Below are 18,741 nucleotides of genomic sequence, written 5' to 3' on the forward strand. Positions count from 1 at the left end.
CGGCCGCCGCCCCCGACCACGGCGGCCGGCCCCTCACCGGTACCGCCGTCGCCGTCCCGCCCCGGACCGCGACGGCGGTACCGGCCGCAGCTCCGCGCCCGGCGCCCCCTCCAGCGGGCGCCGGGCGCTCACCACGACCAGGAGGTTCCCGTGAAGCTTCGTTCGGCCCGTCGCATCGTCCCGGTGGTGGCAGCGCTCGCCGCCCTGACCGCCGTCCCGGTCGCCTCGGCGGCCCAGAGCGCCCCGGCGAAGCAGCCGGGCACCCACCGGCAGTTCGCCGTCGGCCCGCAGTACGACACCACCCACGTCTACGTCGAGCCCGGCACCGAACAGGCCTTCGCGACCAGTTGGACGTCGACGTTCGGCGGCACCACGATCGGTCCGGTCGCCACCCAGGTGACCCCGGCGCCCAGCCGGACGCTCTCCGAACTGGTGGTGTCGCCGGTCGGCACCCTGTCGGTGTTCGACTACACCACGCCCATCCCGTACCCCTTCGGCACCGAGCGCACCGGCTGGCTGGTGACCGACCTCGACCAGGCCGTCAAGGCGGCCCGCGCCGACGGCGCGACCGTCACCGTGGCGCCGTTCGCCGACCCGATCGGCCGGGACGCCGTCGTCCAGTTCCCCGGCGGGATCAGCGCCCAGCTCTACGTGCACACCGGCCCGACCTCGTACCCGGACCTGGTCAGCGTGCCCGAGAACCGGCTCTACCTGTCTCCGGACGCGGTCGGCGACTTCCTGCACAGCTACCTCGCCTTCGCCCAGGGCCGGATCGTCTCCGACGACCGGAAGGCCGACGGCGCCGCCCTCGGACTGCCCGGGACCACCTACCGGCTCCTCCGCCTCACCTCCGGCTTCGGCACCACCACCGTCGCGGTGACGGACGGCCACCTGCCCTACCCGTACGGCAAGGAACTCACCGGCTACGGTGTCTCCGACCTCAACGCCACCCTGGAACGCGCCACGGCGGCCGGCGCCACGGTGCTGTCCGGACCGGTGCGCACCGGCACCCGGGACAGCGCCATGGTCCGGTTCCCGGGCGGCTACGTCGCGGAGATCCACACCGACCGCTGACCGGTGCGGCACGGCCTCCGACCAACGGCCGGGCGGCCGGGCACCGCGTCGCCCGGCCGCCCTTCGGCGTGTTCGGCGCCCCGCCGCACCGGCCCGGCTCCGCGCCGGGCAACGCCTGCCCCGCTCACCCCCGCCTCACCCCGCTCACCCCGCTCACCCCCGGCCGGCCGCGGCGGCTCTCCCGGCCGACGGCCTCCGCGGCCGCGCCGAGACCGCCCTGACGGCCTCGTGGACGAGTTCCGCGACCACCGTCGGCCGGGAGACGGCCACGGCGTGGGAGGCATCGGGCAGGTCGAGGACGGTGGCGCCGGCCCGCTCCGCCGTGAAGCGCTGGCCCGCCGGGGAGAGCGCCTGGTCGGCACCGGCCACCAGGGCCCAGGAGGGCCTGGTGCGCCAGGCCGCCACCGTCGGCGTGTCGGTCAACACCCGCTCCGCGGCGGGCCGTTGGAGCGAGGCCAGGACCTGCGCCACCTCCTCGTCCAGGTCCGCCGCGACGAGCGGCCGGAAGCACTCCGCGGGCACGGTGAGCTCCGTCGCCCGGCCGGTGCCGCCGGTGGTGAACTCCGTGCGCCGCAGCCGCGGGATGAGCGGCGAGGGGGCGAAGCGGCCCGCGAGCACGTCGTGGCTCTCCCCGACCTCGGGCAGGTAGGCGGCCACGTAGACCAGCGCGAGGACGTCCGGTCCCACCCCGGCCTCCGTGATCACGGCACCCCCGTACGAGTGGCCGACCAGGACGACCGGGCCGCCGATGCCCCCGAGGACGTCGGCCAGGTAGGCGGCGTCGTGGGCCAGCCCCCGCAGCGGGTTCGCGACGGCGAGGACGGTCAGGCCGCGGCGGTGGAGCTCGGCGGTGACGCCGAACCAGGTGGTCGCGTCGGAGCAGCCGTCGTGGACGAGCACGACGGTGGGCCGGGGGGAGTGCATGGGTGGCCTTTCACGGGACGGACGGCGAACGGCGCCGGACGGCGAACGGCGCCGGACGCGCGGTCGACGGGCCGGCGCTGTCGCCAGGCGGCGGGACGACGGAGGAGGGGGGCTTCGCGGGGACCGAAGGCGCGCGAACGGGTCGTGGTGGCGCGGTCAGGAGGCCGAAGGGTGGCCCTCCGCCTGCGCCGCGTACGCCTGCCACTCGCGGGGCGACACCCCGTACGCGTCGCGGAACGCCCGGCTGAAGTGGGAGTGGCTGACGAAGCCCCACCGGTGCGCGACCGCGGAGACGCTGGTCTGGCGACGGGCCGGGCGCTCCAACTCCCGTCGGCAGGCGTCCAGTCGGCGCCGCCGAACCCACTGGCCCACCGTCGTGCCGTCCTGCTGGAAGAGCTTGTGCAGGTAGCGCACCGAAATGTGCTGGGACCGGGCGATCGACTCGGGCCCGAGGTCCGGATCGGCGAGGTTCTCCTCGATGTGGGCGCGGATCCGCGCCAGCAGCTCCGCCGAACCGGTCGGATGCTCCGGCCCCTCCCGCTCCAGCAGCTCGGTCACCAGGATCGCGACGATGTCGGAGACGCTGCGCGCGAGGTGGTTGCCCGGCCGGGCCCGGTGCGCCGCGGACTGGGTGGCGAGGGTCCGCAGGAACTGCGAGGCGAGCGAGCCGACGCCCTCGCTCCCCCGCGCCAGCAGCCCGCCGGTGCGCTGGACGTCGCGCTGGCGCACGCCCAGGTAGAAGCAGGGGACGCGGAAGTGGACCATCCGGCACTCGGAGTCCTGCAACAGGCCCGCCGGGTGGCGGGTGGTGCCGATCAGCAGGTCCCCGGGGACGAGCGCGGTGCTGGCACCGTGGCGCCGGACCGAGGCCGCGCCGTGGACGTGCAGGGCGACGTAGAGGCAGTCCTCGGGGTCGCTTCCGGGCGGCGGGGAGAGGACGTCGATGCAGCCGCCGGCGCTTTCGCGGGCGGTCCGACCGAACTGGTGGTACTCGGATGCGGGCATGGGTGAGGGACCCGACGGGATCACGGGAGGCTCCGACCGGTTCGAGGGTTCTGTGCGGGTGCTTGGGGCTTGGGGCTTGGTGCTCGGGGCTTGGGGCTTGGGGCTTGGGGCTCGGGGCTCGGGGCTCGCCGCGCCGCGCGGGCACGGCGGCGGAGGGATCAGGAGAGGAACTTCTCCACGACGGCGTTGAACGCGCCGGGGTTCTCCAGGAACGGGAAGTGCGAACTCGCCACGCTCGCCGGGAACACGTGGACCAGGGCGCCGGGGATCCGCTCGGCGACGAAGCGCTGGGAGGCCGGGTCCACATGGCTCCCCTCGCAGCCGAGCACCAGGGTGGGCACGTCGACGCAGTCGAGCACGTCGCGCCAGTCCTGGGCACAGTGGTCGAAGAGCAGCGGGACGCCCGCGTACGCCGGGGTGGCCCGGATCTGCTCGGTCACGAAGGCGAGCACCTCCGGGTCGGTGGGGCCGCTGAACATCGAGCGGACGAACTCCTCGCGGACCGCGGCTCCGTCCGGTCCGGCCAGCGCGGCGCCCAGCTCCAGGAGTCCCGCCACGTCGAAGATCGCGCCGGACTCGCGCTGCTCGGCGTCGGTCATCCAGGGCACCGCCGCCACCGCGGCCGGCTGGTCGACCAGGACGAGCCGGCGGATCCGGCCGGTGCCGTACTGGTCGACGAAGCTCCACCACACCGAGGCGCCCATCGACCAGCCCAGCGCGTCGAAGCGGTCCAGGCCCAGGTGGTCGACCAGGCCGAGGACGTCGCGGGCCAGCCGCGCGACGCGGTAGCCGTGGCGCGGCTTGCCGGACCGGCCGTGGCCGCGGAAGTCCACCGTCACGACGCGCCGGCCCGGCGCCAGCCCCTCGACCTGGTGGTGGAACATCTCCTGCGTCTGCCCCCAGTCGTGGAGCATCACCAGCGGGACGCCCTCGCCGCCGCTGTCGCGGTAGGCCAGGCGGACGCCGTCGTTCGTGATCAGTTCGTGCATGGTGCTCGTTCTTGTCCGTTCGTTTCGGCTCGTGGGTCCGGGCGGTCCGGAACCCGCAGGTGGCCGGGGGTATGAGCGGCAGCTCGTAGTGAGGATTCTCGCCGTGCGCCCGAGCCGTTGGCCACCGACCAACGTAGGGATTGCCCGACAAAGCTTCATCACTCTGTAGCAACCGCCCGGCCCCGGCCGGCCGTCCGCCGGGCGCCCGCCGGCCGGGCCCCGACGGCCCCGACGGGCCGTCGATTGCCCTCGGCAGGCCCTCGACTGCCACGCGGGGCACGCTCTACCGGGCGGCTGCTCCCCGGGGCGCCTGTAGCAGGTCCCACAGCCGCAGCCCCATGTGCAGCACCAGTCGGTGCGCGCCGTCGTCCAGGTCGAGGCCCGTGATCTCCTGGATCTGGCGCAGCCGGTAGTACAGCGAGGTGCGGTGGACCTCCAGGACCTCCGCGGTCCTGGGCGCCGACCCGGCGTTCTCCAGGAAGCAGCGCAGCGTCTCCTCCAGCCGGGCGTTGCCGCCGCCCTCCAGCAGACGCCGCAGCGGCTTCGGGAGCAGGGAGTCGTTGAGCGCGTCGTCCGGCAGCTGGAGGAACACGGTGTACTCCCCGAGCCGCTCCCAGTCGCCGATGCCCTCCAGCCGGGGCAGCCGACGGGCCGCGCGCACCGCCACCCGGGCCTGGTCGTGGGAGATCCACGCGTCGGCGAGCGCCGCCCGGCGGCCGCCGACGCCCACCACGGCGTCCGCCTCCGCGCCCAGGAAGGTCCGCAGCGAGCGGACCACGGCGCGGCACTGCTGCTCCAGTTCCTCCGCCGACGGCTCCCGGTCGAAGACCTGCACCAGGACGGCCCGGTCCTGCTCGACGGCCGGCAGTCCGCGGCCGGTACGGGTCTGCCGGAACGGCTCCAGCGCACCGCGCAGCGCCACCGCGACCTGGCCGGAGGGGCCCCGCTGACCGGCAACGGCCACACTGGTCACCACGACGTGCGGGCCGGCCGGCAGCAGGCCGTCGTCCAGCAGTCGCTGGTGCGCCGAGCAGCGCTGCGCCGAGTCCGAGCCGACCAGCTGGGCCACCAGCCGACGGGTGCGCTTCTCGTCGTCGTCCGAGGCCAGCTGCTCGGCGTACATCTCGATCGCGAGGGCCCGGGCGGTCCGGTCGATGGCCTCGGTCTCGGCCTCCGTGAGGGGCTCCCCCACCGCCACCACCATGAGGATGCCCAGCATGTGGCCCCGCTCGCGGATCGGCACGCAGTACCGCGGCCGCAGGCCCAGGTCGTCTCGCCCCGGCAGGACCGCCGGGCGGGCCCACTGGGCGACGCCCCGGGACAGCACGTAGCGGATGGCCTCGTCGTCCGCGATGCCCTGCAACAGCGTGCGCACGCGCACCCGGTCCTCGTCACCGAAGTGCCGGCTGGTGCAGATCATCCGCACCAGGGGGTCGTCGAGAACGACCGAGCGCCCCAGCTCCTCGGCCAGGCCGTCCACCAACGTCTGCAGCGCATCGCCTCCCGAACGCGCGCGCTGGATCCACCTCTGCATGATCAAAAGCCTCCCGCCGCCATTCATACAAGGAGCGAAAGCAGGTAGACAAACGTTCAACAATCAGAGGATCCGGGGCCCCCGCACCAGCCGGCCGAAGCCCGCCCCCGACCTCACCCACTACCGGACAGGACCTCCCACCGCGCCCTGCCCCGACCCCCAAACCCATTCCACCACAAGGGAGTTGACCCCACAGCGGGCACCGCGAGAACCGGCCGCCCGACCGCCGGCCGAACCGACCCCCGGTCACCGGACGACACGGAAGCGACCACGCGGGGCCCGCACCCTGCCCTCCGCGCCCGCCGAACGGTGCACGGAACGTCATCTCGCGGTGCACGGCCGGAACATCCGCGCCTCCACCGCCTTCCTAGCCTGGGCAGCGATCCGCCTCCCCCTGCTCCTCGGCAGCTCCCAGGGCCCGAGGCGAGGGCGCCGCCGCGCCTCCACCGGCACGGCGCCCCGACCGCCCGGCGCGCCCCCTCGCCGCCCCCACCGCCCAGGAGAAGACCCCATGCCCGCACACCACCCCGCCACCGACCCCCAGCCCCACCCGGAGGCCGCCGGCACCGACCTCGCCCTCGACGCCCGCCTCGTCCTCGGCGAGCACGAGTCCGTCGACATCCCGGTGCGCCTCGGCTACCGCAGCGACGACCCGTTCGCCGTCGCCCTCGAATTCCTCGGCCCCGCGGCGGAGGGCGGCACCTGGCGCTTCTCCCGCGACCTCCTGTGGGAGGGCCTCCAGAAGCCCGCCGGCCTCGGCGACGTCCGCATCTGGCCGCCCTGCACCTGCCACGGCCGCGCCTCACTGCGCATCATGCTCCGCAACCGCGACAACGTCGTCCTCGTCGACCTCCCCTCCCGACAGGTCCGCCGCTGGCTCCGCCGGGAAGCCTTCACCCTCGTCCCCCAGGGCTCCGAGTCCACCCTGATCGACTGGCCCACCGAACTCGACGACCTCGCCGCCTGACCCCCGACGACACCGAGAAGCCCCCACGCCCGGCACCTCCCAGCACCCGGCCCGAAGAGCATCCACGGTCAGCACATCGGCGGCACCGGTCTCACAACACCGCGTGATGGATCGCGGTGATCGTCGCCGTGACATCGAGGCCGAGTACCGGGTCAGGCCGGTCGGAGAGCAGGCTGGCGTACAGCGGGCGATAGTGGGCGACCTTCCGCCCGGTCCGGCCGTCGTTGCCGAAGGAAGCCAGCAACTCGCCTTCCCTGGCGGCGAACCCGGTCATGGCGGTGTGGTCGATCCAGATCTCGACACCGGAACCGCCGAACACCAGGCTGCTCTCCTTGCTGCTGGAGCCGGTGAGCCAGCTGCTGCGCAGCCGGGCCGAGCCGGCCCCGCCCCGGGACCGGAATCCCACCGTGCACCACGCGCTCGCGCCCCCGTCCATCTGCCGGGCGGAGGTGAGTCCGGTGAGCTCCACGAAGCGGGTGAGCATGCTGAGCTGGTTCACCCCGGAGTCCATCCAGCTCGACACATACGAGGCGATGGCCTCCGCCCTCCGCAGGACGTAAGGGTCGTAGAAGGCGGAGGTGATGGTCGTCACCGGCCCCCAGTCAGGGTGTGCGGCGATCAGCTCTGCCGCCCAGTCGACCTCCGGCGAGAACGCGAAGTGGTGAGCGGTGAACACCCGGCCGCGCACGTCGGCCCTGCCGTCCAGGTCGCGCAACGCCGCGAGGGCCTCGTGATCATGCACGAGCGGCTTCTCCACCAGTACCCGGCCCGTGGAGCGGAGCAGGGCCAGCTCCACCAGTTCGGCGTGCGTCTCGGTCGGGGTGGCGATCACCACCAGATCCAGCTGGTGCTCGCCGAGCGCGCGGGCGAGGTCGCCGTAGTGGGGCGGCCTGCGGCCGCGGAACTCCACGGACGCCGCGGGTCGGGGATCAACGGTGAACTCCAGCCGCACGTCCGGCCGTTCGGCAAGCACCGCGAGGTGGGTCTCGGCGATGGTGCCGACCCCGACCAAGCCGACGCGTACCGGCTCGATGCGTACCGGGTTGGTCATGAGCGCTCTTCCCCTCGTCCGATCCGGCCCTGCACCTCAGGACTCCGGTTGCCTCATCGTCGCGCGGCCACCCGCGCCCACCGGCCCAGCGACACGGCCGGGCCGTCGACCCACTCGACCCGCGGGTCGTGCTCCATCGCCGCCTGGACCCCCTCGATCCAACTGGTCACGATCGGGACCCAGTATGTGTTGCCGCCCGACCGGCGGGTTCGCGCGTCGAGCTCGGCCTGGGTGCGGCGGGCGCCGTCGTGGTCACCGTCGAGGACCCGGAACAGGACCTGAGCCACGTCGGCCAGGTTGTGACCCCCGCGGTACCCGATGCCGTCCGCCAGCCGCCGGGTGCCCTCTATCGCCTGCACGGCGGCCTCGTCCTCGCCGGCCACCGCGTGAGCGACCGCCTCGGCGGAACGGACCTTGACCAGCTCGACGGGGTTGGGCACCAGGTCGAGCAGGTTCCGTGCGCGGGCCGCCGCGTCCGACACCGCCACCGTGTCGCCGGACCAGCACACGGTCTGCGCCAGGTTGGCCAGCGCCTTCGCCTCCGCGGCAGCCAGGCCCTCACGCCGGGCCAGGCCGATCGCCTCGCCGTACGCGGAACTCGCCTCGTCGAAACGGGCGTTGACCCGCCAGATGTGTCCGATCAACCGGAGCCGCTCGCCCTCGTCCTCCGGCCCTCGGCTGCGCTGTTCCCGCAGTGAACCCAGGGCGGTACCGAACCGCCCGTTGAGGTAGTCGAAGTCGCAGAGCCAGTACCGGGCCGCCGCATCGAACTCGCCCCCCACCAGGGCACGGTAGATCTCGGCCGCCTCGGCGTAGTCGCCGTGGTTGCGCAGCGCATGGGCGAGGTGGATCCGCACCAGCTGGGCGGTCGGACTGCCCGACGGCAGGCCCTCCCCCGCGGCGCCGAGCACCTCGACCGCCTGCGTGGCACGGCCCGTACGACGCAGCTGCACACCCCGAATGGCGGCCAGTACGGCGTGGTACTCCGGTGTTCCGGCCCGTTCGACGGTGAGCCCGGCACCCAGCTCCGACCACTGCCCCGCCTCCACCAGGCGCTGCGTCGCACGGGCCATCCAGTCCTCGAAGACCCCGTGCGCCGCCGAGAGCTTGAGCCCGGCTTCCAGGGCGTGGGCAACGGCGACCCGTCCGGCGCCCGGCCCGAGGCGCTGCCCCAACCAGGAGAGCAATCGGGCCGCGACCTCACTGCGGTCGCGGTCGGACCAGCCGTCCGGGAGGGTCCGGTCCGCCTCCCCGATGGCGTGACGCAGCGCCGCGTGCAGGGCGTACGGCAGCGCATAGGCGTCGTCGTGGGTCAGGAACGGCCGACGCAGGAACCGGGCGACGCTGCCGTCGGAGACGCCGGGCTGTCCGGCCCTCAGCAGTTCGGCACCGACCCTGTCGGTGAGCGCCGCGGTCCGTACCAGATCGCGTTCCTCTCGGGGCAGGTCACGGATCGACCGGGTGGCCACCGCCGTGAACGAGCCGCCGAAGTCGGCCGGCGACGGCTGCCCGCCGCGGGCGAGGAGCGCCACGAAGTGCGACACCGACAGGTCCAGGTACAGCGGCAGCCCCTGGCCGCCGGAGATGATGCGCCGACGGACCTCGGCGGGCATGGCGGGCCGGCCGTCCCGGACCAGCGCCTCGCGGAGGTAACTGTCGGCGTCGGAGTCCGACAGGTAGCCGACGAGGTGCTGACGGGGTTCCACGGTGTCGTTGCTGAAGTGCAGGTTGGGCCAGCACTGCGGGCCGGTGAAGTCCAGCTCGCCGCCCATGCCCGTGTCGGCCCAGTCCACCCGGTTCCGGCCCGTGATCACGAACAGTACGTTGGGCATCAGATAGGCGCAGCGCTGGATCAAGCGCTCCACCGCGCGGTCGGCGCGCCCGTTGACCACCTCGAAGGTGTCCAGGAACACGCACACCGTGGGCCGACGGGTCGGTTGGCCCCGGTGCGGCAGCCGGTCGAGGTCCCAGGCGAGCAGGTACGGGAAGTAGGAGAGCGTCTCGTAGTCCGCGTCGGCCTCGACCAGTTCGGCGAACAGCTCACAGTCGGCCAGCAGCCGTCCCTCGCGCACCCTGTCGCGGACGGCGCGGTAGGTGGCCAGGGCGGCACGGTGGGCGAGCCCGGTCAACCCGCCGAGCCCGGCGGGGTCGACATCCCGCACCGTCTCCGCGATCTGGTCGCCGAGCCCGATGCTCCGGGAGGCCCGGCGCAGGGCCGGCGAGGAGTCGAGGAAGCCCTGCAGGGCCTCCCCAGGGTGCGCGCGGGCCCAGTACGAGGCGAGCGCCAGGTCGAACGCCTGCCAGCGGCTGCCCAACTGCCCCAACCCCGCCCGCAGGCGCAACAGCAGGCCCTCGATGTCGCATGCGCCGTCCTCGGAGAGGTCGACGCGCACGGTCACGACATCGTCCCGGCCCTCGGCCGCCGCACCGGCGAGCAGCCGGCGCTCCAGCTCGTGGGAGAGCGTCGTCTTGCCGATGCCGCCGACCCCGTACAGCGTCAGGACGTTGCGACGCCCCTGCGCCCGGTCCAGCACCGGCGAGACCTCGGCCTCGTCCAGCGTCCGGCGCAGGCACTCCACCGACCGCTCGAAGGCCGCCACCTCGTCGACCCGGTCGGTGAAGACCTGCTGCGCCGTGACGGTGGACGACAGGCCGCTCGTGAACGCGGCCCGCAGGTTCACCCGAGCCATCGTGCCTCCTTCTCCGTGCCGCCAGGGCGGGAGTCCGGTTCGCAACGCCAGAGGAGCGTCCGACCTGAGATCCTGTCAGTTCCCGGAGCGACACCACAAGGCGCGGCGCTGGCCGACGGGAGCACGTCGTCGCGTACACGGGAAGACCCATGAGTCGGAGTCGGAGCTCTGCTTACGTTCCGTCAGGCTCCAGGTCTCCGGTGCCCAGCCCTTCGCGGGCGATGTCGGCGAGGCGCTGCGCGGCTTGCGCCAGCCTGGTGGCCTCGCGCTCCATGTCGCGCAGCGCCCGGAACGCGACGCCGTATCGGCGCTGGACGGAGAGTTCGCGCTGGGGAATACGGGCACCCTTGACGTCCAGACGGTACGAACCGCTCTGGGAGGTCGAGCGGCGAACGTTGGGACTGGCGTGGAGGAATCCGTCGAGGTACTCGGGGTCGACCTGGCTGCCTACCGCCCGGGGTTCGCCGTCGCGCAGTTCGATGAGTCCGGCACGGGCAAGGTCGGAAACGGTGACGGTGGCGCCGTCCCACAGATCGGCGCCGTCGCCGCGCCGCAGCTCGGGCAACCGGTCATGCAGCCCGGCAAGGGCGTCGGCGAGTGCGGACCGCGCCTGCTCGTACTCGTGGGCGAGATCCCGACGGACGGTGGGCAGGTGGACGGCAGGGGTGAGGTCGACGACGTCGTCCAGGAGGTCCACCAACGGAACATCCACAACCTGTGTGTCGGTTGGCCGGAGCGGACCGTTGGGGGTGTTCCCGGTCAGGTCGATCAAGCGAACACTCTCGGGGCGCGGTTCACCGTCCACCGGTCGCCGAAGGTTCCACAGGTGAACAGGGAGGACATGGCCGGAAGCCACCCCGCCGGGAAGGGCCACGACCTGGCGGACGATGCCGCGGCGGACCAGCTCGGCGCGGATCCGACGCCCGGCTTTGCGGTAGGCGACGGAGGCAGGCATCACCATGAGGACCTGGCCGCCCGGGGCGGTGTGCGCGTAGGCGTGTTGGAGCCAGGCCAGCTCGCCCTCTGCGCGGGACGGGGTACCGAACTCCCACCGGTGGTCGAGCAGGAGTTCATCCCGCCCCCAGTCCCCGGCGGCAACGGGCGGGTCGCAGAGCACGAGGTTCGCGGCAAGTCCCGGATAGCGGTCACACCGCAGGGAGTCGCCGTGGGCGATCCGGACCTCGCCGTGACCGGCGAGGCCGGCACGAACAACGGAAATGTCCACGGCGTCAGCATCGCTGTCCTGACCGACCCGGATGAGATCGTGCTCGGACTCCACCGCGAAAAGCAGGGCGCCGATCCCGCACGCCGGGTCGAACACGGTCCAGCCGGACTGGGGTGTCGGCGCGAAGTGGCCGACAGCACGGACAATCAGCGGGGAGGTGACCTGGTCGGACCCCGACCGACGGACGGAGTCGGCCATCCGGTCGGTGAGTGCGCGCAGCGCGGTACTCGGGTCCGACTCCTCGACGAGTCGGTCCAACAGGCCCTGCACAGCGCCCGGGAGAGGTGAGGTCGTTCCCGCGGTGTCGTTTCCGGTTTCACCTTCGGAGGTGCCAGTCCGCGCAAGATACCTCGCCGCAGCCGCCACGGCGGCCACAGTCGCGTCGCCGTACGCAGTGCGCAGCGCCTGCCAGACCTGAACCTCCAGGGAGACCTCCTGGTGCCGGTCGCGTCGACGCAGCCATTCCTGGACGGCGGGCCAGTCGAAGAGCGGACTCGAACCGCTTCCGGCCGCGGCCGCCGGGAAGTCGTCGTAGCGGCGCCGCCAGTTGGAGACCGCAGCTCGGGTGACACCCGCCAGGCGGGCGATCTCAGCACTGGTGACGAGTGTGGGTGGCACATCGTCGCTGACCGGTCCGAACGCCGCAGGGTCTTCCATGGCCGCCACCGTACACGCCGCTACCCATATACACAGGACGCTATCACTGCGTTGACACCACTCACGCACCGAGCCCTCCCTCAGCACCCTGACGGCGCGACGAGCAGTTGGCAACCATCTCGACATTTGTTGACAGAGTCAACGCATACTTTATTGTGTGCACAGCTCGTCGAGTAGGCTGGCAGCCAGCAGGCTGCCCGTCTGCCGCGTACGACGAGAACAAGACACGTGAGGCAGGGGAGCGCCAGTGGGTCTGGGGACGGTCGCAAGCAGGTTCAGCGTCGTGGGGCCTATCGGTCGCGGCAACATGGGGGAAGTCCACGAAGCGATCGACCTCGACGCCCCGGACGGCTCTCCGGACCGGAGGGTCGCCCTGAAGACGATCCTGCGCAGCCGGACCGGCCTCGCGATCGACGCGTCCGAGGACAGCAAGGAGGTCGAACGCTTCCGCCGCGAGGTGGACATCATGCGCCGTCTCTCTCCCCGCCACCCCAATCTGACCCGGCTCGTCGCCGGCGGCGTGGACACCCTGGCCACCGGCGGCAACCTGCCGTACCTGGTGATGGAACTGCTCGACGGGAGCCCGCTCGGTGACCTGATCGAGGAGGAGCCCCAGCTCCCGGTCTCCTGGGCCGCCGCCATCGCGGCGCAGATCGCGGCCGGGCTGGCCTCGGCACACGCTGCCGGTGTCGTCCACCGCGACCTCAAACCGGCCAATGTGATGCTCACTCAGGACGGTACGGTCAAGATCCTCGACTTCGGCATGGGCCGGATCGTGGACGACCCCGACCAGGCCCGGCTCACCAGCACCGGGGTCAGCGTCGGCACGGCTCGCTACATGGCCCCGGAACAGTTCCGGGCCGAGCAGGTGACGGCCCCGGCCGACCTCTACGCGCTGGGCTGCATCCTCTACGAGCTGCTGATCGGCAGGCCTCCGTTCGCTGCGAAGACGCCCTTCGACCTCTCCGAGCAGCACAAGCACGACGCTCCGCCGGCGCTTACGGTCATCCGTCCGGACCTGCCGCCCGAACTGGTGCGCCTCGTCTCCCGCCTGCTGGAGAAGGACCAGGCGAACCGGCCGGAGAACGCGACGCTGGTCCGCGAGACGCTGGTGCCGCTCGCCCTGGCCCCGGACGAGACGGCCACCCTGCTCGCCCCGCACTGGACGGCGATGGATCCGGTCGGGCGACTGCGCTCCGAATTCCCCGCGCCCTCGCCGGCCGCGCCCGTGCCGGTCCCGCGCCCGCCCCGCAGGCTGCCCGACGCGATGGACGTCTTCGGCATCCACAAGACCCTGATCGACGAGTACGAGCGCTTCACCAAGGGCGCCGCGGATGTCCGGGACAGCCGGATCTCCGGCTTCATCGACGACGACTTGGCGGACAAGTCGCAGTGGCCCGACCCGTGGCTCTCCCTCAACCCCTTCTTCGCGGACGGCGGCCTGGTCACCGCCCTCGTCGAGGACGGCACCCTCCACCCGAAGTGCGCCGAGATCTTCCAGACGGGCAAGAAGGAGACCTCGCGCCGCCCCGACGGCAGGCCGATCCCCTTCCACCGCCATCAGCGCGAAGCGATCGAGGCGGCCCAGGCCGGCGACTCCTACGTGCTCACCACGGGCACCGGCTCCGGCAAGTCGCTGTCCTACATCGTCCCGATCGTCGACCGCGTGCTGAAGGAGCGCGCGGCGGCGGGGCCCGGCACCGCGGGGCGGGTGCGCGCCATCGTCGTGTACCCGATGAACGCCCTGGCCAACTCCCAGCTCAAGGAGCTGGAGAAGTTCCTGCGGCACGGGTTCGGCGAGGGCCGCGAACCGGTCACGTTCGCCCGCTACACCGGACAGGAGAGCGACGCGCGGCGTGACGAGATCCGGAAGAACCCCCCGGACATCCTGCTCACCAACTACGTGATGCTGGAGCTCATGCTCACCCGCCCCGGCGACCGGGACAGCCTGGTGCGGATGGCCGAGGGTCTGCAGTTCCTGGTCTTCGACGAGCTGCACACCTACCGCGGACGGCAGGGCGCCGACGTCGCCCTGCTCATCCGCCGGGTCCGCGAGGCCTGCCGGGTGGCGGACACGCTCCAGTGCATCGGCACGTCCGCGACCATGTCGACCGAGGGCAGCTGGGAGGAGCAGCAGCGGGAGGTCGCCAAGGTCGCCGGCCGGCTGTTCGGCACCACCGTCCTGCCGCGGCGGGTGATCGGCGAGACGCTCGTCCGCGCCACCGAGGAGCCCCCCTCGACCGTCCCGGCCGAGCGGCTGCGAGCCGTCGCCGCACCCCGCGGGTACGAGGCACTGACGAAGGACCCGCTGGCCCGCTGGATCGAGTCCCGGTTCGGGCTGGAGCGCGAGGAGGGGACCGGCCGGCTCCGGCGCCGCGCTCCCGGCAAGATCGAGGAGGCCGCGGCCGAGCTCTTCGCAGCGTCCGGGGTCCCGGAGGAGGTCGTCCAGGAGACGATCAGGGCGACACTGGAGGCCGGCTCCCAGGCCAAGCACCCGATCAGCGAGCGGCCGCTGTTCGCGTTCCGGCTACACCAGTTCCTCTCCAAGGGCGACACCGTCTACACCACCCTGGAGGACCCGCTCACCCGCCCGCTGACCCGCACCTACCAGCTGGAGCAGCCCGGCAGCGGCGGAAGGCCGCTCTTTCCGCTGGCGTTCTGCCGTGAGTGCGGCCAGGAGTACGTCACCGTGTGGCGCACCACCGAGGACGGCGCGGCCCGCTACGAGCCGCGCCGCGACACCTCCGCCTCCGGCGGGCGCGCCGGCGAGGGCTACCTCTACATCGGTGTGCCCGGTGAGGACTACGAGTGGCCGGCCGACCCGCAGCGGGCGGTGGACGACCGCCGGCTCCCCGAGTCCTGGCTGGAGCCGGACGCCCACGGCACCAACGTGGTCAAGAAGTCCTACCGAGCGCGGGTGCCGCAGCGCATCGTCGTCGACCCTCACGGCCGCGAATCGGGCGAGGGACTCGTCGCGGCGTTCGTCCCGGCGCCCTTCCTGTTCTGCCTGCACTGCCAGATCTCCTACGAGCAGACCCGCGGCCGGGACTTCGCCAAGCTCGCGACCCTCGACCAGGAGGGCCGCTCGTCGGCGACGTCCGTCATCTCCGCGTCGATCGTGAAGTCGCTGCGCGCCGTGCCGGAGGAGGTCCTGTCCGCCGAGGCCCGCAAGCTCCTGACCTTCGTCGACAACCGCCAGGATGCCTCCCTCCAGGCCGGCCACTTCAACGACTTCGCCCAGGTCACTCAGTTGCGCGGGGCGCTGTACCAGGCCGCCCTGCAGGCGGGCGAGGACGGTCTGCACCACGACGACCTGGCGCAGGCGGTCGCCGACGTCATGGGTCTCGCGCCCCGCGAGTACACCGGCAACCCGACCATGGCGCCGGCGATGGAGCGGCGAGCCACCAAGACCTTCCGCGACGTCGTCGGTTACCGCCTCTACCGCGACCTGGAACGCGGCTGGCGCATCACCATGCCGAACCTGGAACAGACCGGTCTGCTCCGGATCGACTACGAGGACCTGGACTGGCTCGCCGAGCAACAGGACCGTTGGGCCTCGGCCCACGAGGCCCTGCGCGACGCCGAACCGGCGCTGCGCGCCGAGGTGGTCCGGGCCCTGCTGGACTTCATGCGCCGGGCCCTGGCCATCGACGTGCAGTACTTCCGCGACGACTTCGACGCCCTGCAGCGTGCCAGCGAGGAGCGGCTGATCGGCGCCTGGGTGCTCTCGGAGACCGACAAGCCCGGCGTCGGCACCGCCTACCCGACGGCGTCCAAGCCCGGAATGGAACGCACCGCGCTGTTCCTCTCCGCGCGTGGCAAGTTCGGCAAGTACCTCAGGCGCACCGCCCCGTCCTTCCGCGAACTCGACCTCACCGAACTGCAGGCCGTCATCGAGGACCTGCTGAAGGTACTGTGCGACGTCGGCCTCGTGAACGAGGTCAACGTCGCCCCCGAAGCCTCCGGCCCGGCATTCCGCCGCCGTACGGCGGAGAAGCGCACCGGTTACCGGGTCTCCGCGGCCGCCCTGATCTGGCGCGCCGGGACCGGTGAGACCGGAGCCGTCGACCCGCTGACCCGCACCTACAGCAGCGGCGAGGGGCCGCGCGTCAACCCCTTCTTCCGCCGCCTCTACCAGGAGGCGTCCGTCGGCCTCGCCGGACTCTTCGCCCGTGAGCACACCGCCCAGGTGACCCCGGACGAGCGCGAGCAGCGCGAGGAGGCGTTCCGCACCGCCGGCCTCCCGTTGCTGTACTGCTCCCCCACGATGGAGCTAGGCGTGGACATCTCCTCGCTCAACGCCGTCATGATGCGCAACGTCCCGCCGACGCCGGCCAACTACGCCCAGCGCTCCGGCCGGGCCGGCCGGTCCGGGCAGCCCGCGCTGGTCACCACCTACTGCGCAACGGGCAACAGCCACGACCAGTACTACTTCCGCCACTCGCAGGCCATGGTCGCCGGGCAGGTCACCCCGCCGCGCCTCGACCTCGCCAACGAGGACCTGGTCCGCTCCCACCTTCAGGGCATCTGGCTGGCCGAGACGGCTATGCGGCTCGGCCGCGCCGTACCGGACGTGATCGACGTCGCCTTCGACCCGGACGGCGAGGAGCGTCCCGACCCGAACATGCCGCTGCCGCTGCTCGCCGACATCCGTGACCAGTCGCTGGACGAGAGCGCCCGGCGCCGTGCGGTCGCGGCCGCGCGCACCGTGCTGTCTCCGCTCATCCCCGACTTCACCGACACCACCTGGTGGTACGACGACTGGATCGAGGAGCAGCTCGCCAAGGCCCCGAAGGCCTTCGACGAAGCGTTCGAGCGGTGGCGGCAGCTGTTCCGCGCCGCCGTGCTCGACCAGTACGAGCAGAACCGACGGGTCGTCGACACCACACTGAGCAACGGCGAGCAGGCGCGCGCCCGCTCGCGCCGCCGCGAGGCCGAGACACAGCGGGACCTGCTGCTGAACCGCTCCACCGACGCCAAGTCGGTCATGAGCGACTTCAACCCGTACCGCTACCTCGCCTCCGAGGGGTTCCTGCCCGGCTACAGCTTCCCGCGCCTGCCGCTGGCCGCCTACATCCCGCGCTCCGGCAGCCGCCGCAACACCGACGGCGACTACCTCCAGCGCCCCCGCTTCCTCGCGATCCGCGAGTTCGGCCCCGGCGCGCTGATCTACCACGAGGGCGCCCGGTACCAGGTCACCCGGATCCAGCTCCCTCCGGACGCCACCGGGGACCTCGCCACCGCGGAGTCCAAGCGCTGCGACAACTGCGGCTACCACCACGAGGTGAAGGCCGGCAACGACCTGTGCGCGATGTGCCGGGAACCCCTGCGCAACAAGCGGGGCAACCTGCTGCACCTGCACACCGTCTACACCACGCCCCGCGAGCGGATCTCCTCCGACGAGGAGGAGCGGCGCCGGGCCGGCTTCCGCCTGGAGACGTCGTACGCGTTCCAGGACCACGGCACCCGCAAGGGCCGGCTCACCTCGCACGTCAGCGACGCGGACGGCGCTCCCGTACTCGCCCTGGACTACGGCGACTCCGCGACCGTCCGCATCACCAACCTGGGCCGGGTCCGTGACAAGGAGAACGAGCCGGACGGCTACTGGCTCGACCTCGGCGACGGCCGCTGGCTCAACGACAAGGCCGCCGCCGAGGCCATCGAGGGCACCGGCCTGCCGGTCGTCGACGAGGACGGCAACGAGAAGCGCCGCAAGAAGCGGGTCCTGCCGTACGTCGAGGACCGCCGCAACATCCTCGTCGTCACCCTCGACGAGGCTCAGCCGGAGCCGATCGCGCTGTCGTTCATGTACGCGCTGGAGCGGGGCATCGAGGCCGCCTTCGAACTGGAGGACGCCGAACTGACCGCTGAACTCCTGCCGCCGGCCGACGGCCCGCGCCGCCGGATCCTCCTCACCGAGGCCGCGGAGGGCGGCGCCGGTGTGCTGCGCCGCCTCCAGCACGACCGGCACGCGCTCGCCAAGGCCGCCCGCACCGCCCTGGATATCTGCCACTTCGACGCGGACGGCGTCGACCGGGGCGGCCCGGCCGAGGACCGGGAGTGCGCGCGCGGCTGCTACGAGTGCCTGCTGACGTACGGGAATCAGACCCACCACCGACAGCTCAGCCGCCACGCGGCCGGCCCGCTACTGCTGCGGCTCACCGGCGCGCAGACCGAGCGAGCAGCCCGCGGGGAGTCGCGCAGCGAGCAGTTCCTCCGGCTGGCGGCCGACACCGCGGGCGACAGCTCCTCGCCGGAGCTCGTCACCCCGCTCGAAGCCGACTTCGACGAGCTGGTCGCGGCCGGTGACCTGCTCGGCTGGCTGAAGGCCAAGGGCCACCGGCTGCCGGACGAGGTGTCCGCCTTCGTCCCTGAGGCGGCGGCCAAACCCGACCTGATCTTCCGGTTCGACGACGCCCGGGTGGCCGTCTTCGTCGACGGCCCGGCCCACAGCGACGACGCCACCCGCGACGACGAGGCCGCGGACCGGCTCCAGGAGATGAGCTGGGACGTCCTGCGCTTCCCGGTCGGTGGAGACTGGGACGCCATCGTCGAGAAGAACGCCGACTACTTCCGCACTCGCTGACCCGTCCCACCCGCCGACCACACCCTAAGGAACCGAGAC

At 72.6% G+C, this 18,741-nt stretch carries 10 protein-coding genes; 3 read left to right on the plus strand and 7 right to left on the minus strand.

Annotated features, from left to right (window positions below; genetic code table 11):
• Nucleotides 1-150: 150 nt before the first annotated feature.
• Complete coding sequence (locus tag AB0E96_RS04435; protein WP_359818329.1) at nt 151-1,074, plus strand: glyoxalase; 924 nt, start codon at nt 151-153, stop codon at nt 1,072-1,074.
• A 153-nt stretch (nt 1,075-1,227) separates the two neighbouring features.
• On the opposite strand, the gene AB0E96_RS04440 is transcribed toward AB0E96_RS04435, so the two are convergent.
• The 4 genes from AB0E96_RS04440 to AB0E96_RS04455 all read right to left on the minus strand — a co-directional run bounded on the left by AB0E96_RS04440 (nt 1,228) and on the right by AB0E96_RS04455 (nt 5,526).
• Complete coding sequence (locus AB0E96_RS04440; RefSeq protein WP_359818330.1) at nt 1,228-1,998, minus strand: alpha/beta hydrolase; 771 nt, start codon at nt 1,996-1,998, stop codon at nt 1,228-1,230.
• A gap of 156 nt (nt 1,999-2,154) precedes the next feature.
• Nucleotides 2,155-3,003: a helix-turn-helix domain-containing protein gene (locus AB0E96_RS04445; protein WP_359818333.1), complete on the minus strand. Its 849-nt coding sequence runs from the start codon at nt 3,001-3,003 to the stop codon at nt 2,155-2,157.
• A gap of 158 nt (nt 3,004-3,161) precedes the next feature.
• Nucleotides 3,162-3,992: an alpha/beta hydrolase gene (locus tag AB0E96_RS04450; protein ID WP_359818335.1), complete on the minus strand. Its 831-nt coding sequence runs from the start codon at nt 3,990-3,992 to the stop codon at nt 3,162-3,164.
• 283 nt (nt 3,993-4,275) lie between these two features.
• The gene (locus AB0E96_RS04455) at nt 4,276-5,526 is read right to left on the minus strand and encodes a helix-turn-helix domain-containing protein (RefSeq protein ID WP_359818338.1); all 1,251 of its coding nucleotides are present in this window, start codon (nt 5,524-5,526) and stop codon (nt 4,276-4,278) included.
• A 511-nt stretch (nt 5,527-6,037) separates the two neighbouring features.
• On the opposite strand from AB0E96_RS04455, the gene AB0E96_RS04460 reads away from it, so the two are divergent.
• Complete coding sequence (locus AB0E96_RS04460; RefSeq protein WP_359818341.1) at nt 6,038-6,493, plus strand: SsgA family sporulation/cell division regulator; 456 nt, start codon at nt 6,038-6,040, stop codon at nt 6,491-6,493.
• A gap of 91 nt (nt 6,494-6,584) precedes the next feature.
• Here AB0E96_RS04460 and AB0E96_RS04465 read toward each other — a convergent pair whose 3' ends face one another.
• From AB0E96_RS04465 to AB0E96_RS04475, 3 genes are all read right to left on the minus strand, one after another.
• Nucleotides 6,585-7,544, minus strand: a complete 960-nt coding sequence (locus tag AB0E96_RS04465) for a Gfo/Idh/MocA family oxidoreductase (protein ID WP_359818343.1) — start codon at nt 7,542-7,544, stop codon at nt 6,585-6,587.
• Between the two features lie 53 nt (nt 7,545-7,597).
• Nucleotides 7,598-10,234: a tetratricopeptide repeat protein gene (locus AB0E96_RS04470; RefSeq protein ID WP_359818346.1), complete on the minus strand. Its 2,637-nt coding sequence runs from the start codon at nt 10,232-10,234 to the stop codon at nt 7,598-7,600.
• Nucleotides 10,235-10,406: 172 nt separating this feature from the next.
• The gene (locus AB0E96_RS04475; protein ID WP_359818349.1) at nt 10,407-12,116 is read right to left on the minus strand and encodes an N-6 DNA methylase; all 1,710 of its coding nucleotides are present in this window, start codon (nt 12,114-12,116) and stop codon (nt 10,407-10,409) included.
• Between the two features lie 247 nt (nt 12,117-12,363).
• Here AB0E96_RS04475 and AB0E96_RS04480 point away from each other — a divergent pair, with 247 nt between their 5' ends.
• Nucleotides 12,364-18,702: a protein kinase gene (locus AB0E96_RS04480; RefSeq protein ID WP_359818352.1), complete on the plus strand. Its 6,339-nt coding sequence runs from the start codon at nt 12,364-12,366 to the stop codon at nt 18,700-18,702.
• The last annotated feature ends 39 nt before the right edge of the window (nt 18,703-18,741 follow it).

This window comes from Kitasatospora sp. NPDC036755 (assembly GCF_040636595.1).
In the GTDB taxonomy this organism is placed as follows: domain Bacteria; phylum Actinomycetota; class Actinomycetes; order Streptomycetales; family Streptomycetaceae; genus Kitasatospora.

Excerpts from the sequence above, each read along its gene's own strand:
- AB0E96_RS04440 (WP_359818330.1), bottom strand. The coding sequence starts at position 1,998 with ATGCACTCCCCCCGGCCCACCGTCGTGCTCGTCCACGACGGCTGCTCC.
- AB0E96_RS04445 (WP_359818333.1), bottom strand. The coding sequence starts at position 3,003 with ATGCCCGCATCCGAGTACCACCAGTTCGGTCGGACCGCCCGCGAAAGC.
- AB0E96_RS04450 (WP_359818335.1), bottom strand. The coding sequence starts at position 3,992 with ATGCACGAACTGATCACGAACGACGGCGTCCGCCTGGCCTACCGCGAC.
- AB0E96_RS04455 (WP_359818338.1), bottom strand. The coding sequence starts at position 5,526 with ATGCAGAGGTGGATCCAGCGCGCGCGTTCGGGAGGCGATGCGCTGCAG.
- AB0E96_RS04460 (WP_359818341.1), top strand. The coding sequence starts at position 6,038 with ATGCCCGCACACCACCCCGCCACCGACCCCCAGCCCCACCCGGAGGCC.
- AB0E96_RS04465 (WP_359818343.1), bottom strand. The coding sequence starts at position 7,544 with ATGACCAACCCGGTACGCATCGAGCCGGTACGCGTCGGCTTGGTCGGG.
- AB0E96_RS04470 (WP_359818346.1), bottom strand. The coding sequence starts at position 10,234 with ATGGCTCGGGTGAACCTGCGGGCCGCGTTCACGAGCGGCCTGTCGTCC.
- AB0E96_RS04475 (WP_359818349.1), bottom strand. The coding sequence starts at position 12,116 with ATGGAAGACCCTGCGGCGTTCGGACCGGTCAGCGACGATGTGCCACCC.